14 protein-coding genes are annotated in these 16,524 nt (G+C 61.4%); 3 read left to right on the top strand and 11 right to left on the bottom strand.

From position 1 onward, the window contains the following. Positions 1 to 43: 43 nt before the first annotated feature. From purH to ACVWSC_RS25880, 11 genes are all read right to left on the bottom strand, one after another. Positions 44 to 1,651, bottom strand: a complete 1,608-nt coding sequence (gene purH / locus ACVWSC_RS25930; protein ID WP_442110068.1) for a bifunctional phosphoribosylaminoimidazolecarboxamide formyltransferase/IMP cyclohydrolase — start codon at positions 1,649 to 1,651, stop codon at positions 44 to 46. 82 nt (positions 1,652 to 1,733) lie between these two features. Beyond that, positions 1,734 to 2,054 (bottom strand): DNA-binding transcriptional regulator Fis, encoded by a 321-nt coding sequence (fis, locus tag ACVWSC_RS25925; RefSeq protein ID WP_003186237.1) that lies wholly within the window; start codon positions 2,052 to 2,054, stop codon positions 1,734 to 1,736. After that, complete coding sequence (dusB, locus tag ACVWSC_RS25920) at positions 2,051 to 3,064, bottom strand: tRNA dihydrouridine synthase DusB (protein ID WP_442110066.1); 1,014 nt, start codon at positions 3,062 to 3,064, stop codon at positions 2,051 to 2,053. The genes fis and dusB overlap by 4 nt, the downstream gene beginning before the upstream one ends. 237 nt (positions 3,065 to 3,301) lie before the next feature. Beyond that, on the bottom strand, positions 3,302 to 4,588 hold the full coding sequence (locus ACVWSC_RS25915; RefSeq protein WP_442110064.1) for a DUF3426 domain-containing protein: 1,287 nt from the start codon (positions 4,586 to 4,588) through the stop codon (positions 3,302 to 3,304). A 40-nt stretch (positions 4,589 to 4,628) separates the two neighbouring features. Beyond that, positions 4,629 to 5,507, bottom strand: a complete 879-nt coding sequence (gene prmA / locus ACVWSC_RS25910) for a 50S ribosomal protein L11 methyltransferase (RefSeq protein ID WP_442110062.1) — start codon at positions 5,505 to 5,507, stop codon at positions 4,629 to 4,631. A 252-nt stretch (positions 5,508 to 5,759) separates the two neighbouring features. Continuing rightward, positions 5,760 to 7,115, bottom strand: a complete 1,356-nt coding sequence (gene accC, locus ACVWSC_RS25905) for an acetyl-CoA carboxylase biotin carboxylase subunit (RefSeq protein WP_442110060.1) — start codon at positions 7,113 to 7,115, stop codon at positions 5,760 to 5,762. A gap of 17 nt (positions 7,116 to 7,132) precedes the next feature. Then, complete coding sequence (gene accB, locus ACVWSC_RS25900; protein ID WP_442110058.1) at positions 7,133 to 7,591, bottom strand: acetyl-CoA carboxylase biotin carboxyl carrier protein; 459 nt, start codon at positions 7,589 to 7,591, stop codon at positions 7,133 to 7,135. Positions 7,592 to 7,688: 97 nt separating this feature from the next. Beyond that, entirely contained in the window at positions 7,689 to 8,141 is a 453-nt protein-coding gene (gene aroQ, locus ACVWSC_RS25895) for a type II 3-dehydroquinate dehydratase (protein ID WP_028945755.1), read from the bottom strand. A 173-nt stretch (positions 8,142 to 8,314) separates the two neighbouring features. Then, positions 8,315 to 10,105 (bottom strand): protein-disulfide reductase DsbD, encoded by a 1,791-nt coding sequence (locus tag ACVWSC_RS25890; RefSeq protein ID WP_442114371.1) that lies wholly within the window; start codon positions 10,103 to 10,105, stop codon positions 8,315 to 8,317. Between the two features lie 134 nt (positions 10,106 to 10,239). Beyond that, a complete protein-coding gene (locus ACVWSC_RS25885; protein WP_442114370.1) occupies positions 10,240 to 11,019 on the bottom strand; it encodes a methyl-accepting chemotaxis protein in 780 nt (259 codons plus the stop codon). Between the two features lie 1,292 nt (positions 11,020 to 12,311). Further along, entirely contained in the window at positions 12,312 to 13,925 is a 1,614-nt protein-coding gene (locus tag ACVWSC_RS25880) for a diguanylate cyclase (protein ID WP_442110055.1), read from the bottom strand. Between the two features lie 281 nt (positions 13,926 to 14,206). Here ACVWSC_RS25880 and ACVWSC_RS25875 point away from each other — a divergent pair, with 281 nt between their 5' ends. From ACVWSC_RS25875 to ACVWSC_RS25865, 3 genes are all read left to right on the top strand, one after another. Beyond that, positions 14,207 to 15,280, top strand: coding sequence for a DUF2333 family protein (locus tag ACVWSC_RS25875; RefSeq protein ID WP_442110054.1), 1,074 nt, complete (start codon positions 14,207 to 14,209; stop codon positions 15,278 to 15,280). A 3-nt stretch (positions 15,281 to 15,283) separates the two neighbouring features. After that, a complete protein-coding gene (locus ACVWSC_RS25870; RefSeq protein ID WP_442110053.1) occupies positions 15,284 to 15,820 on the top strand; it encodes an NUDIX hydrolase in 537 nt (178 codons plus the stop codon). Between the two features lie 195 nt (positions 15,821 to 16,015). Beyond that, positions 16,016 to 16,387, top strand: a complete 372-nt coding sequence (locus ACVWSC_RS25865) for a translation initiation factor Sui1 (protein WP_010221702.1) — start codon at positions 16,016 to 16,018, stop codon at positions 16,385 to 16,387. Positions 16,388 to 16,524: the final 137 nt, after the last annotated feature.

Here is a 16,524-nt window from a genome sequence, read left to right as displayed (position 1 = left end):
GGCAAGCCCGCTCCCACTGAGTGCAGTTGCTCCTACCGAGTCATCAGTGACGGAAGTGGCGCATGCCGGTGAACACCATGGCAATGCCGGCTTCGTCAGCAGCGGCGATCACTTCGGCGTCACGCATCGAACCGCCCGGCTGAATCACAGCAGTGATACCCACTTTAGCTGCGTTATCGATGCCGTCACGGAACGGGAAGAATGCATCCGACGCCATGACCGCGCCCTGTACCTGCAGGCCAGCATGCTCAGCCTTGATGGCAGCGATACGGGCGGAGTTCACGCGGCTCATCTGGCCAGCGCCGACACCGATGGTCTGACGGCCTTTGGCGTAGACGATAGCGTTGGACTTGACGTACTTGGCCACTTTCCAGGCGAAGATCAGGTCGTCGATTTCCTGTTGGGTCGGTGCACGCTTGGTCACTACCTTGAGGTCGTCGGCGCTGATCATGCCGATGTCACGGCTCTGTACCAGCAGACCGCCGGTCACGCGCTTGTAGTCCCAGGCAGCGGCACGCTCGGCCGACCACTGGCCGCAGGCCAGCAGGCGTACGTTGGCCTTGGCTGCAACCACGGCGCGCGCTTCGTCGCTGACGCTCGGGGCGATGATGACTTCGACGAACTGGCGCTCGACGATGGCCTTGGCGGTTTCGGCATCCAGTTCGCGGTTGAAGGCGATGATGCCGCCGAAGGCCGACTCGGTGTCAGTGGCGTAGGCCAGTTCGTAAGCCTGACGGATACCGCCTTCGGCGTCCGGGCTGACGGCCACGCCGCACGGGTTGGCGTGCTTGACGATGACGCAGGCGGGTTTGACGAAGCTCTTCACGCACTCCAGTGCGGCGTCGGTATCGGCCACGTTGTTGTACGACAGTTCTTTGCCTTGCAGCTGTACTGCGGTAGCGATACCGGCTTCGGCAGGCTTGGCTTCAACGTAGAACGCCGCGCTCTGGTGCGGGTTCTCGCCGTAGCGCATTTCCTGGGCCTTGATGAACTGGCTGTTGAAGGTGCGCGGGAATTCGCTGCGGCCTTCAGTGCTCAGGGTTTCGCTGGCCTGGTTAACGGTGCCCATGTAGTTGGCGATCATGCCGTCGTAGGCGGCGGTGTGTTCGAACGCCTTGAGCATCAGGTCGAAACGCTGAGCGTAGGTCAGGCCGCCGGCCTTGAGGTTTTCCAGCACTTGAGCGTAATCGCTGGCATTGACGACGATGGCGACGTCTTTGTGGTTCTTGGCTGCCGAGCGCACCATGGTCGGGCCGCCGATGTCGATGTTCTCGATCGCCGTCGGCAGGTCGCAACCCGGCTTGGAGATGGTGGCTTCGAACGGGTAGAGGTTGACGGCGACCAGATCGATCGGCTTGATCCCGTGCTCGGCCATGATGGCGTCGTCGGTGCCGCGACGGCCAAGGATGCCGCCGTGGATTTTCGGGTGCAGGGTTTTCACCCGGCCATCCATCATTTCGGCAAAACCGGTGTAATCGGCAACTTCCACCGCGGCAACGCCGTTGTCCTGGAGCAGCTTGAAGGTGCCGCCGGTGGACAGGATCTCGACGCCAAGCTGTTGCAGCTCACGGGCGAATTCAAGGATCCCGGTCTTGTCGGAAACACTGATCAAGGCGCGGCGGATCGGCAGGCGGGTAGTCTGGTCGGTCATTTCAGATTCCATAACGCGGTGGAGTCAGCAAAAAAGGCGACCTCATCGAATGGGAGCCGCCTTTTCTGGTTTGGATGCTTGCTTACAACAAATCGTACTGCTTAAGCTTTTTGCGCAGGGTGCCGCGGTTGAGCCCGAGCAACTCACTGGCCTTGGTCTGGTTGCCCTTGACGTAATTCATCACGCTTTCGAGCAACGGCGCTTCGACTTCCGAGAGCACCAGGTTGTACACGTCCGTGACGGCCGCACCCTCGAGGTGGGCGAAATAGTTGTGCAGCGCCTTTTCCACACTGCCGCGAAGGGTCTGACCTTCTTCGCTCGGTGTATTCAGGTGCTGTTTCAGGTTGACGTTGTCGCTCACGGGCGTTGTTCCACTCACTAAAGTCTCGGTCATCATCGTCATGCGGCCACCCCTGGTCCGTCCTCTGTCTCAAGGCTCTGTTCACGATCGCGGAAAAAGCCGCGAACGTTGGCGCACTGCGCTTGCGTATCTTCCAAACGGTTGAACTGGGCGCGAAACTCCCTGGCGCCCGGAAGCGTTGCCAGATACCAGCCGACATGCTTACGCGCGATGCGTACGCCCATCACATCGCCATAGAAGGCGTGTAGTGCGGCCAGGTGCTCCAGCAGAATGCGTTCCACTTCTTGCAACTGTGGCGCCGGCAAACATTCGCCGGTGCGCAGGTAATGCTCGATCTCGCGAAAGATCCAGGGCCGCCCTTGGGCAGCTCGGCCTATCAGCAAGCCGTCGGCGCCGGTCGCCTGAAGCACGGCCTTGGCCTTTTCTGGCGAGGTGATATCGCCGTTGGCAAACACCGGGATCGACACCGCTTGCTTGATGGCTGCGATGGTGTCGTACTCGGCGTCACCGGTGTAAAGGTCGGCACGTGTGCGTCCATGTACCGCCAGTGCCTGGATCCCGGCCTGTTCGGCAATCTTTGCCACCGTCAGGCCGTTCTTGTTCGCCCTGTCCCATCCTGTGCGGATTTTCAGCGTGACGGGCACATCCACGGCGGTAACCACCGCATGGAGGATCTCGCTGACCAGGGCTTCATCTTTCAATAAAGCAGAGCCTGCAGCTTTGTTGCAGACTTTTTTTGCCGGACAACCCATGTTGATGTCGATGATCTGTGCGCCAGCCTCGACATTGGCCCGGGCCGCCGCTGCCAGCATTTGCGCATCACCGCCGGCGATCTGCACCGAGCGCGGCTCGGGATCACCTTCGTGGATCATGCGCAACCGCGACTTGCGGCTGTTCCACAGGCTCATGTCGCTGCTGACCATTTCCGACACCACCAGGCCAGCACCCATTCGTCGGCATAGCTGACGAAAAGGCTGGTCCGTGACCCCGGCCATCGGGGCGAGGATCAGGTTGTTCTGCAGTGTGTAAGAGCCGATGCGTACCGCCGACATAGGTGTTCCCTGTTGTGGGGCCGGATCATTAGAGTTCGAAAAAGGGTGGGCATGATACCCGCTCTCGGTGACCGGATAAAGATAGATTTGGATAAAATCTGAACAACTGCGGCCTTAGGCCGCGAAGTTGTAAGGGGGAAGCGGCAAGCTGCAAGCTTCAAGCCGCAAGAAAAAGCAGGCCCGCGCTCTGGCCCGTTTTTGCTTGCGGCTTGAAGCTTGCAGCTTGCAGCTCACCTGTCATTCCGGCGATCGGAATGACAGGCTGTAATTGACCGCTTTGGGCCCCGGATCGAGGATGTCCAGGGCAATGTGGATCGGCACCTGGCTGGGCATTTCGCCTTTGCCGGCCAGTTCGCCGCTCAGGTACTCGGCGGGTTTGAAGCGGCGGCTGGCAATCAGCTGACCGTTGAGGTCGGCAAAGCGCAGTTCCAGTAGCGGGAATGGCTGGGTGAACGGCGCGCGGTTGTAGATGATCGCGTCGACAATCAAGGCACCGTTGAAATCCGGATGGCTGCGTACCACCAGGTTACTGCTCTTGATGCGGGCTATATCGACCCGTGAAGGCACGTTGCAGCCGATTGTCGGGCAAATCTGCTGGAACCACGGGCGATATTGGTCCTGGCGGGCCAGTTCGTCGAAGTGATACCAGATGTACTGGCCCGCCAGGGCGGCGGCAGCCAGCAGCACCAGGAAAATCCACAGCAGGCGCTTGCCCCAGTGGGTCTTGGGCTTTTTCCAGTCCAGTTGCAGCGGGTCATCGACCAGATCAAGCAGGGGCTCTTTACGCGCCGGGCGACTGGACACAGCACCCAGGCCGGGTTCCAGGCGCTCTTGCGGATCGCTCAGAGGCTCGTCGAGGTCGTCATCCGGGTCTTTCGCCGACAGGCGCTCCACAGGGGTCTGGTCGATGTCTGGAATGATCGGGGGCGTGTGGTGCGGGGTGTCGTCGAGGTCGTCATCGAGCACGTCCGGGGTCAGCGACAGCGAAGGCTCGGTACGCTCGCCCGGTGCCGGGACAAGGTCCAGATCCAGCGGCTGCTGTTCGATCAGCGGCGGCTGTGGCTCGTCCAGTGTTTCGTCCAGGGCCTCACGCTCATCGGCAGGGGTGCTGAACAGGCTGTCGGTCCACAGTTGCTCGTCGCTTTCCGGCTCGTCGCGCACGGCGCTCAGGCTGTCTTCGCGCGGGGCAGTAGCCTTGAGCTCGGTGATCGGTTGGATCTCGCGTTGCTCAAGGCGTGCCAGTTCCTGGTCCAGATCCAGTTGGTCGAGGTCAAGGTCGGCGGCACTCCACTCGTGTTGAGTGGCAGGGGCAACCGGTTCCGGCTCTGGTGCCGCGGGTTCAGGGCTTTGCGTTTCGACCGCAGGCGGTTGCGCTGCACTCTGTTCCAGCAGCTGTTTGGCTGCGTTGAACACCTGCATGCAGGCGCCACAACGCACCACGCCGCGGGCCACGCTCAACTGATTGTGGCTGACGCGAAAGCTGGTCTGGCAATGCGGGCACTGGGTGACGAAACTGTCGGTCATGCGGCGATCCGGGTTATACAGACGGTTATTTTAGGCGCACTTAACGGCGACGGCCACTGATGCGAACCCAGCCATCACGCACGGTGATCGGATCCAGGTCGAAGTCTTTGGCGTACGCGGCAGCCACTTCTTCGCCTTGTTCGGCGAGGATGCCCGACAGCGCCAGCAGGCCGCCTGGACGCACCAGGGTCGACAATTGCGGGGCCAGGGAAACCAGCGGGCCCGCGAGGATGTTGGCGACCAGTACGTCAGCCTGCATGGCCGGCATGTGCTCGGGCAGGTACAGGGCGAATTTGTCGTCGGCGATGCCATTGCGCCCGGCGTTGTCGCGCGAGGCTTCCAGGGCTTGCACGTCGATATCGGTGCCCACCGCTTCGCGGGCGCCCAGCAGCAGGGCGGCAATCGCCAGAATCCCCGAACCGCAGCCAAAATCCAGCACTTGTGTGTCTTTGAGTGGCTGGCCGTCGAGCCATTCCAGGCACAGCGCGGTGGTCGGGTGGGTGCCGGTGCCGAACGCCAGGCCCGGGTCGAGCAGCAGGTTTACTGCATCGGGCTCGGGGGCGGCGTGCCAGCTTGGCACGATCCACAGGCGCTGGCCGAAACGCATGGGCTGGAAGTTGTCCATCCAGCTGCGTTCCCAGTCCTGGTCTTCGATGACTTCGGCCTGGTGCTCTGGCAGCGTGGTGCCGGTCAGCAATTGCAGGTGAGCGAACACGGCGGCTGCGTCGGTATCGGCTTCGAACAGTGCCAGCAGGTGGGTATGCGACCACAGCGGCGTAGTGTTGAGGTCCGGTTCGAAGATCGGTTGGTCTTCGGCGTCCATGAAGGTGACCGACACCGCACCGACTTCGAGCAGGGCGTCTTCATAGGTTTCGGCTTGTTCCGGGCTGATGGCCAGACGTACTTGCAGCCAAGGCATGGCGGGCACCTTTGGAAAAATCTACAGGGGCAGCTCTGGGCTGCGAGAAGCCCGCCAGTTTACTTCAGTTGGAATCAACGCGGTAGGAGCAGGCGTGCTGTGGGAGCGGGCTTGCCCCGCGATAGCGATCTGTCAGCCACATCGTATCGCGGGGCAAGCCCGCTCCTACCGGGAGGGTATGGCCAATGAGTCATCAGGGCAAAAAAAGACCCCGGCCACTGGGCCGGGGTCTTTTTTACATCACCTGCTGAATCACTCCTGGTTAGCCAGTTTGTGCTCCAGGTAGTGAATGTTGACGCCACCTTTGCAGAAACCTTCATCACGCACCAGGTCGCGGTGCAGCGGGATGTTGGTCTTGATACCGTCGACGACGATTTCGTCCAGGGCATTGCGCATGCGCGCCATGGCTTCGTCACGGTCTTTGCCGTAGGTGATCAGCTTGCCGATCAGCGAGTCGTAGTTCGGCGGAACCGAGTAACCGCTGTACAGGTGCGAATCGACGCGAACGCCGTTGCCACCCGGGGCGTGGAAGTGCTTGACCGTGCCTGGGCTCGGGATGAACTTCTTCGGGTCTTCGGCGTTGATCCGGCACTCCAGGGAGTGACCACGAATCACCACGTCTTCCTGACGGAACGACAGCTTGTTGCCAGCGGCGATGCTGAGCATCTCCTTGACGATGTCGATACCGGTGACCATCTCCGAAACCGGGTGCTCCACCTGAACACGGGTGTTCATTTCGATGAAGTAGAAACGGCCGTTTTCGTAGAGGAACTCGAAGGTGCCCGCACCACGGTAGCCAATCTCGATACACGCATCGACACAGCGCTTGAACACTTCCTGGCGGGCTTTCTCGTCGATGCCCGGGGCCGGTGCTTCTTCCAGTACCTTCTGGTGACGGCGCTGCAGCGAGCAGTCGCGGTCGCCCAGGTGTACGGCGTTGCCCTGGCCGTCGGACAGCACCTGAACTTCCACGTGACGTGGGTTGGTCAGGAACTTCTCGAGGTAAACCATCGGGTTGCCGAACGCAGCGCCAGCTTCGGTACGGGTCAGCTTGGCCGAGGCAATCAGGTCCTCTTCCTTGTGCACAACGCGCATACCGCGACCACCACCGCCGCCAGCAGCCTTGATGATCACCGGGTAACCCACTTCGCGAGCGATCGCCAGCGCGGTTTCTTCATCTTCCGGCAGCGGGCCGTCGGAGCCCGGAACCGTCGGTACGCCTGACTTGATCATCGCGTCCTTGGCCGAAACCTTGTCGCCCATCAGGCGAATGGTGTCGGCTTTCGGGCCGATGAAGGCGAAACCGGAGTTCTCGACCTGCTCGGCGAAGTCGGCGTTTTCGGCAAGGAAACCGTAGCCTGGGTGAATGGCAGTCGCGCCGGTCACTTCTGCAGCGGCAATGATCGCCGGAATGTGCAGGTAGGAGTCCTTGGAGGAGGCCGGGCCAATGCACACCGATTCGTCAGCCAGCCCCAGGTGCATCAGTTCGCGGTCAGCCGTGGAGTGTACGGCGACGGTCTTGATGCCCAGCTCTTTGCAGGCACGCAGGATCCGCAGGGCAATTTCCCCGCGGTTGGCAATCAGGACTTTTTCCAGCTTCGCAGACATCGTTGGCTCTCCGCGGTTCAAACGATGGTGAACAGCGGCTGGTCGAACTCAACCGGCTGACCGTCTTCTACCAGGATGGATTCGATCACACCGCTGGTTTCAGCTTCGATGTGGTTCATCATCTTCATGGCTTCGACGATGCACAGAGTGTCGCCTTTCTTCACGGTCTGGCCGACTTCAACGAAGGCAGGCGAGGTTGGCGAAGCTTTACGGTAGAAGGTGCCGACCATTGGCGAGCGAACCACAGTACCGTTGAGTTTTGGTGCGGCAGGCGCTTCGGCAGCGGCAGGCGCGGCAGCAGCAGGTGCAGCGACCGGGGCAGCAGCGGCCATTGGCGCTGGTGCGTAGTACTGCTGGGCCGGAGCCTTGCTGTGACGGCTGATCCGTACGGACTCTTCGCCTTCCTTGATCTCCAGCTCATCGATGCCAGATTCTTCCAGCAGTTCGATCAGTTTCTTGACTTTACGGATATCCATTAATCATCAACTCCCAAGGTTCGGTCAGGGGCGTAAATATAAAAACGTGTTAGCAAACGTTTCTTGTGAGCCCCGGCCATAGGCCAGGTTCTCGTCATCAGGGCTTTGCGTTAGCAGCCAGGTGTTCCAGTGCAGACTCCAGGGCCAGCCGATAACCGCTGGCGCCCAGGCCGCAGATCACCCCTACAGCAACATCGGAAAAGTAGGAGTGATGGCGAAAAGGTTCACGCTTGTGCACGTTGGAGAGGTGCACTTCGATGAATGGGATGCTCACCGCCAGCAATGCGTCACGTAATGCGACACTTGTGTGTGTAAAAGCCGCCGGATTGATCAGGATGAAATCGACGCCCTCGCTGCGCGCGGCATGGATACGGTCGATCAATTCGTACTCGGCATTGCTTTGCAGATACTGCAGGTGATGGCCCGCGGCGCGCGCGCGCTGCTCCAGGTCCTGGTTGATCTGGGCCAGGGTGACGGCGCCGTAGACGCCCGGCTCACGGGTGCCAAGCAGGTTCAGGTTGGGGCCGTGCAGCACCAGTAGCGTTGCCATCTGTGGTTCCTTTTATCGTTAGGCACAAACGTTGCGCGGCGACTATGCCGTAAACCGGCAGGGAGTGTCCAGTTGCCCGCAATAGCCAGCACGATGACCGAGATTCACGCCAAATATGTGACTAATTTATTAAATTCGGTCATCGGTGATGGCTTTTCAGCGGCCAGAACAAGTTATAGACCCAGATCGCCACGGATGCGCGTCAGATGCGCGGCAAATTCGCCGGCGTTTGTCTCACCTACCACGCGAGCGCTGGTTTTTTCGCTGCCGTTCGCGTCAAAGAACAACAGCGCGGGAGGGCCGAACAGCTGGTAGCGATCGAGCAAGGTGCGCTGTTCGGCGTTGCTTTCAGTGATATCGAAGCGCAGCAGCGTGTAGCCTTCAAGCTGACGCTGGACGCCGGGGTCGGCCAACACTTCATGCTCGATGACTTTGCAACTGATGCACCAGTCGGCGTACCAGTCCAGTACCACCGGTTTTCCCGCCGCTTTGGCCGCGGCCAGTGCGCTGTCGAGGGCGGCCGGGGTGGTTACCGTCAGCCAGTCGCTTGGGGTGGTGGTCGCTACGGCGCTGGCGCTGGTGGCAACGGTGGCTTGAGGCAAGGGGCGCAACGGGTCGGTCTGGCCGCTCAGCGCGCCATACCAACAGGCCAGGGCATACACCAGCAACAACAGGCCCAGCACCTGCGCCAGGCGTTGTGCGGTGGTTTTTACCGTGAACTCCAGCGCGCCGAGGAACACCGCCACGCCCGCGCTCAACAGACCGACCAGCAACAGCGTGACCTGGCCGGGTAATACCCGGCTGAGCAGGCCAATGGCCAGGCCGAGCAGTAATACACCAATGGCGTTTTTCACCGTGACCAGCCACGGCCCGCTCTTCGGCAGCCAGGCTGCGCCGCCGGTGGCCACCAGCAGCAGCGGGGCGCCCATGCCCAAGCCCAGGGCGAACAGTTTCAATGCGCCGCCCAGGGCATCGCCGCTGGCGCTGATGTACAGCAGCGCACCGGCCAGTGGTGCCGATACGCAAGGCGATACCAGCAAGCTTGAGAATACCCCGAGAATCGCGGCACCCAGCAGCGAGCCGCCTTTGGTCTGGCCGACGAGGCGCTCCAGGCGGTTGCTGATGGCGTGCGGCAACTTCAACTCGAACAGGCCGAACATGGCCAGGGCGAACAGCACGAAAAATAGCGCAAATGGCACCAGCACCCAGGCTGACTGCAGGCGCGCCTGCAGGTTCATGCTCGCCCCAAACAGCCCCATCAGTGCGCCGAGCAGGGCAAAGCAGGCGGCCATCGGCAACACATAGGCCAGCGACAGGCTAAAGCCGCGCCAGCCGCCGACCTGGCCGCGCAACACCACGCCAGACAGAATCGGCAGCATGGGCAGGACACAGGGGGTGAAGGTCAGGCCGACGCCGGCGAGGAAGAACAGCAGCAGTTCTTTCCAGGTCCAGGCGGTTGCCGGCGTTCCTGCAGCGCTGCCGGCTGGTGCTGCGCCAGTGCCTTCGATGCTCAGGCGTTCGGTTTCTGGCGGGTAGCACAGGCCTTTGTCAGCGCAACCCTGATAGCCCACCAGCAGGGTAAAGGCGCGTGAATCGTTGGCGGGGCGAGGAATGTCGATGTCGAGGATGCCGTGGTACACCTCAACGTCGCCGAAGAATTCGTCGTGCTTGGCTTCGCCGGGCGGGATCTGTGCGGTGCCCAGGGCAATGTCGGCAGGTTCGGTGCGGAACTGGAAGCGGTGCCGGTACAGGTAATAGCCTTCAGTGGCGACAAAGCGCAACTTGATGCTGTGTGCATCGCTTTGTACCAGGCTCAGTTTGAAGGCTTCGTGCACCGGCAGGAAGTCGGCACTGTTGTTCAGCGAAGGGGCGCCCAGGGTTGCGCTGGGGCGGTTGTCGAACAGGCCGGCGCCGACGGCGGGCAAGGCCAGTAGCAGGAAAAGCAGGCAGAACAGGCGGCGCATGGCGGTCTCGCTGTACAGAATTGGCAGCATGATACCCCACACTGTGGGAGCGGGCTTGCCCCGCGATTGCGATACTTCTGACGCATCGCATCGCGGGGCAAGTCGGGTCGCCGCACCGCCGCTCCTACAGAGGGTTATAGCCGGAATGTACGTACGGCGGTGTTCAGCTCGGCGCCGAGCCTGAGCAGTTGCTCACCTTGTTGTCGGCCTTCACCGATGCGCTGAAGGTTGTCTTCGCCCAGGTCATGAATCCGTTCGCTGTGGTCGCGGATTTCGCTCACGGCTCCCGTTTGCTGGGCGGTGACGTCGGCAATACGTACCGCGGTTGCGGAAATGGTCTGGATCGCCGCGACAATCTCATCCAGCGCGCCGTCGGCGGCCTGGGCTTTGTTGGCAGTGGCTTCGGCATGTTCGAGTTGTGCACGCATGCCTTCCACCGAGTCGCGGGCGGCTTGTTGCAAGCGGCCTATCAAGGTCTGGATTTCGCCAGTCGCACCGGTTGTGCGCTGAGCCAGCGAGCGTACTTCTTCGGCCACCACGGCAAAGCCACGGCCCATTTCTCCGGCACGCGCCGCTTCGATGGCAGCGTTCAGGGCCAGCAGGTTGGTTTGTTCGGCAATCGAGCGAATCACCGTGAGCACGCCGCCAATGGTCGCCGACTCTTCGGCCAGTTGCTCGATCATCTGCGCATTGCCCTGAACTTCATCAACCAGCGCCCGCAGCCCGGTGAGGCTCTGGCCGATCACCGCCTGGCCTTGCTCCACCGCGCGCCCGGCATCGTGGCTGGCCTCTGCCGCCTGGCTGGCGTCACCAGCGACTTGCTGGATGGTGGCTTCCAACTCACCCAAGGCATCACGGATTTGTGCGGTGTCGCCGGCCTGACGCTCGGCGCCATCGTGCAGGGCGCTACTCATGCCGGCCAGGGCATGGCTGCTGCCAGCGACTTGCTCGGCATTGCTGCGGATCGTGCCGACCAGGTCCACCAGGTACAGGCGCAGGCGGTTGAGTGAGTCCTGGATGTCATGCATTTCGCGGTTGCTTTTGGCCAAGGCAATGGCCTGGCTGAAATCGCCTTCAGTCCAGCGCGCAAGGGCCGGTGCCAGGTTGGTCAGTACCCGAGCCAGGCGCCGCTGCAAGGTATCGATCAACAGGGCGATCAGCAGAATCAGGCCGATCATCACCCCCTGAATCAAACGTACTTCACCCTGAATCGTCGCATGCTGACTGCGCACCAGCGGCTCCAGGGCGGCGATTGCCGCGTGTACTGCGTCAATCTGCTGGTGGGTGCGGGTAGCCAGTTCGCTACGGCGCTGGATTTGTTCGCGGGTGCGTTGCAGTTCACCCGGGTAGCGTTTGAGCAGGCTATTCAGTTCCCGCTTAAGCGCGACGCCGCTGTCTTCGCTGTCGCTGTTGCTTTGGCTTTCCAGGCCCATCAGGGCGGCGAAGTCGTCCGCATTGGATTCGCGTGCAGCAATCACGCCCAGCAACGGCAACTCATCGAGCGCCTGGGCCTGGACGGTGATCTGTGCAAGCTCACGTTCCACCTCGTCGGCCAGTTCGCTGCGGCCGCTACTGACCAGCTTGTCACGGGCAAGCGACAGGCGCGACAGGTGCAGTGCGGCGCGAAACAGCGGCGCAGCATAGCGGCCGGCCTCGCTGTTGCTGCTGTTCTGAGCGTAGCCAGCCAGTTGATCGAGGCTCGCCCCCAGCTCGCGCTCTGCTTGCAGCAGCAAGGCTTGCGGATCGCCGGCCAGTTTGCCGGCTGCCAGCAGTTCGTTGCTGGTGAAACCCTGCAGCTTGTCCAGGCTTGGCGTTAGCGACGCGGCCAGCGCGGGAGGCAGTTGCGCCAGTTCCTCTTGCAGGGCCGCAGTGGCCTGTAGCGCGGTGGCATGGCGCAGGGCGTCACCGCTGTTGAGGTAGTCGAGGATGTTACGCGCCGTCTGGTTTTGAAACTGCTGCGACAGCGACAGGTAGCGTTCCATGATCTGGTAGGGGCGCTCCAGCGCACGCTGTGACCACCACAAAGTGGCGCCCAGGGCGATGCAGACGGTTACCAGTAACAGGGTATTGAAATTGGTGAGCAGCTTCAGGCGCATGTGCAGGGTCTACCAACGGCCGAATGGTAAGCGCCTGAAGTTATTGCGTTTTTGTGACCGGGTTATGACGAAGTCGAGGTCAAAGGTAAAAAAGTGGCACTTTGCCTTAATTAGTCGACGCGCTGCACGCGGTTGCGCCCAGCGCCTTTTGCCCGGTACAGGGCCTCGTCGGCGGCAGTCGCCATGCTCAGGGCGTCGAGCTCATCGTTGAGTTGCACCACCCCGGCGCTGAAGGTGCAGAACAGATCCTTCGGTTGCGCGGGGTAGTGGATCTCGGCGAAGCGTGTACGGATTTCATCCAGCACTTTATGCGCCGCAGACAAATCGGTGTTGGGCATGACGATGGCGAACTCTTCACCGCCATAGCGGCCAATGAAGTCGGTTTTGCGCAGCCGTTGCTTAAGAAACAGCGCCAGGCTTTTGATCACACGGTCGCCCATGGGATGGCCATGGCTGTCGTTGACCTTCTTGAAATGGTCGATGTCGAGCATGGCAAAGCTCAATGGCTTTTCTTCGCGGCGGGCGCGGAAGCTGCAATCTTCCAGCAGTTGCAGGATGTGCGTGTGGTTGTACAGGCCGGTCAGGCTATCGCGCACCATCCGCGCCTTGAGGTTGCGCGCGCGAGCGGCGCGGTTGCGTACGGTGGTAATTAGATGCCGGGAACGGATCGGCTTGGTCAGAAAATCATCGCCGCCCTCGCTCATGGCGTCGAGCTGCTTGTCCAGGTCGTCTTCGGCGGACAAATAGATGATGGGCACGCTGACATAACGGTCGTTGTGGCGAATCACCTTGGCCAGCTCGGTGCCGGTGCAGTCCGGCATGTACATGTCGAGAATGATCAGGTCGGGCTGGAAGTCGGCCAGCTCGGCCATGGTACGGATTGGGTCGATCAGGGTGCGGGTGACGATACCGGCACTGTTGAGCAGGCGCTCGGTATGCATGGCCTGGGCTCTGGAGTCGTCGATGATCAGCACTTTGAACGGCTCGTACTGGGTGACGCTAGTGAGCATTTCGACCTTTTCCAGCAGGCTCGAAGCCTCCAGGGTGCCAGTGAGAAACTCGTGACCACCGGCGCGTACTGCGGCCAGGCGCGTTGGTGTGTCGGTGTCATGCAGGCTGAAGAACAGCAACGGTACGCGCTGCTCCAGACCTTGCTGGGCCTGGGCAGCCAACTGCAGGCCAAGGCCAGCACCGGTGAAGTCGACATCCATGACGATGACCGATGGCAAACGTTCACTCATCGAGGCGCGAAACGCATCGGCGCTGTACAAGGCTTGTACACCGAGGCCAAAAAACTCCAACTGCTGAGCCAGGCGCTCGGCCCGGTCGTGGTCCTGCAGCATGATGTAAACCGGCTTGCGCAGGGGCGGCAAGGGCACCTGCTCCAGGCGGTCACCCTGGCGCAGACCCGTGCGTGACAAACGCTGCATCAGGCGATTGAGTTCGCTGATCAGGCTGCTGCTCAGGCAGGCGCTGTTGGCTTCAACCGCGCTGAGGGTGTGGCCGATGGCTTCAGCCAGCTGGCTGTGTTCCGGCTGCTCGAAACGCTCTGCATAGCGCTGCAGGCGCAAGGTTGCCTCGCGCAGCTCGCCCAAGTCGCCGGTCGACCACTCGCTGCGCTGCAGGCGCTGCCAGATCTCGAGTATCTGCCGAGCCTGGTTGATAACCCGCTGGGCAAAGTGTTGCTTGAGACGCTCACGGTTCGGGTCTTCTGGCTCGGTCATGTCCTGACTACTTGTAAGGGGTGAGGCAATTCGAGTGATGGCTCTATGCTAGCACCACTTTCTGGACAATCGAGTGTCTTGTATCAATTATCTGTACAGGTTTGCTGATTCATTTGTTGACTCGATAGTCGCTTATGCGAACCGACTCGCTTGATTTATAGTGCAGCGATACTTGCCGACCCCGGCAGGCGGCGCGTGCTGGCAATAGTGCACCGCGCTGGCACGAAGCCCGGGGGTTGCGGTCGAACCCCTTGAACCGACGTGACAGAAAGGACAACGCCATGCTGGATTGGAAAAACCGTACAGGCAAAGCCGAGGCGCGCGAGCGAGTCGAGCCCCGCAGTGCCGCCACTCGCAGTTACTTCGGCGGATTGTTTTTCAGCCGTGCCCTGGGCACGCTGATCGGCCTGTACCTGTTGGTGTGCATCGGCCTGGGCTGGTACTGGAGCGCAGAACCCGACCTGTTCCCGGTGCAACAGAATGCCCAGGCGGCCGCTGAAAAGGCCGGTCAGCAGATGGTGGTGGGCTACACCACCGTAGAAACCCTCAAGACCGTAGCCGGCACCTTGCTCAACAAGCCAGGCGGATACATCTCCAACGACCGCTTCCCGCCTGGGCTGTGGATGGACAACATGCCCAGCTGGGAATATGGCGTGCTGGTGCAGGTGCGTGACCTGAGCCGCGCGTTGCGCAAAGACTTCGCCCGTTCGCAGTCGCAGTCGGCAGAAGACGCTGACCTGGCCAAGGCCGAGCCGCGTTTCAACTTCGACAACAAGAGCTGGATCCTGCCGTCGAGCGAGTCGGAGTTCCAGGAAGGCATCAACTCCCTGACCCGCTATCAGAAGCGTCTGGCCTCGCCAGACCAACAAGGCGCGCTGTTCTACACCCGTGCCGACAACCTCAACAACTGGCTGGGCGACGTGGCCACCCGTCTGGGCTCGCTGTCGCAGCGCCTGTCGGCGAGCGTTGGTCGGGTCAAGCTCAACAGCACGTTGAAAACCGAGTCGGTGGTAGCAGGTCAAGCGCCGCAGCTGGATGAAGAAGTGGTCGAAACCCCTTGGCTGCAGATCGACAACGTCTTCTATGAAGCCCGTGGCCAGGCCTGGGCGCTGTCGCACCTGCTGCGGGCCATCGAAGTGGACTTCGCAGATGTACTGGCGAAAAAGAACGCCACGGTCAGCGTGCGTCAGATCATTCGTGAGCTGGAAGCCTCTCAGGAACCGCTGTGGAGCCCGATGGTGCTCAACGGCAGTGGTTTTGGCATGTGGGCCAACCACTCGCTGGTCATGGCCAACTACATCTCCCGTGCTAACGCCGCGGTGATCGACCTGCGCCAACTGCTGTCGCAAGGCTGATCGGTGGTTATCTCCAGACAAGAGGCGGCGCATCGCGCTGCCTCCGACGCCGAACTGATCGCCTGGGTCGACGAGCACGATCAACTGCTGGGTGCGCTGCCGCGTAAAGAGCTGCGTGAGAAGGGCCTGATCGGGCGCGGTACCTACATCCTGCTGTTCAACTCCGCCGGTGAGCTGTGCGTGCACCGGCGTACCGAGAGCAAGGCTATTTATCCGGGTTACTGGGACGTTGCCGCGGGCGGCATGGTCCAGGCCGATGAAAGCTTCGCCGAGTCGGCGGCCCGTGAGCTGGAAGAAGAGCTTGGCGTCAGCGGGGTCGAATTGGTGGCCCATGAGCGCTTTTTCTTCGATCAGCCTGGCAACCGGCTGTGGTGCGCGGTGTTTTCGGCGATCTGGGACGGGCCTTTGCGCCTGCAGCCTGAAGAGGTCAGCGAAGCCCGCTTTCTGCCGCTGCAACAGGCTCTGGCCGACAGCCGGCAACAGCCATATTGCCCCGATTCGCTGGCCGCATTGCAGCGCTATATCGACCGTCGGGCCTGACGTCGCGAATAACGTGCAAAATGGCGCAGTTTTGTACTTAGCATCGGCGGCATTTATCGTTACACTGCGCGGCCTTTCAAGGCTGCCGTACCCTGGGTCCGGCAGTTGCGCTGCCCCTGCCAGAGTGGGGCTTCGCGGTCGGTACCCTGCCCGGGGCGTCGACCAGTTTTTGTCCTCACCGTACGAGGATCAAAAGTGGCCAAAAAAGCCGCATCATTCGCCGCCCTCGGTGGCCTGGTGTTCTCCACTGATGCAGGTCGGCATTGTCCGGACTGCAGCAAACCCATAGATGCCTGCATCTGCAAACAGACGCTCATCCCTGAAGGCGATGGCATTGCTCGCGTGCGCCGCGAAAGCAAAGGCCGTGGCGGCAAGACGGTGACGACCATCAGCGGTGTACCGCTGCCTCTGGAACAGCTCAAGGATCTGGCCAGCACGCTCAAGCGTCGCTGCGGAACCGGCGGCGCGTTGAAAGACGGGGTCATCGAAATCCAGGGCGATCACGTCGAGCTGTTATTGGCAGAGCTGATCAAACAGGGCTTCAAAGCGAAAAAGTCCGGCGGCTAATCGCCGCATCGCGATTTTTTGCAATTCGCTTTCTAAACTCGTTCCCGTAGGAAGGGTCTATCCCTGAACACGGAAAATCGTCATTTTCTGGTTTTACACTGCGCCCGCCGACCGTGGGCCGGTGTTATTCGACTTTC

This window comes from Pseudomonas sp. NUPR-002 (assembly GCF_056322725.1).
This window is presented reverse-complemented; position numbering and strand designations above follow the sequence as displayed.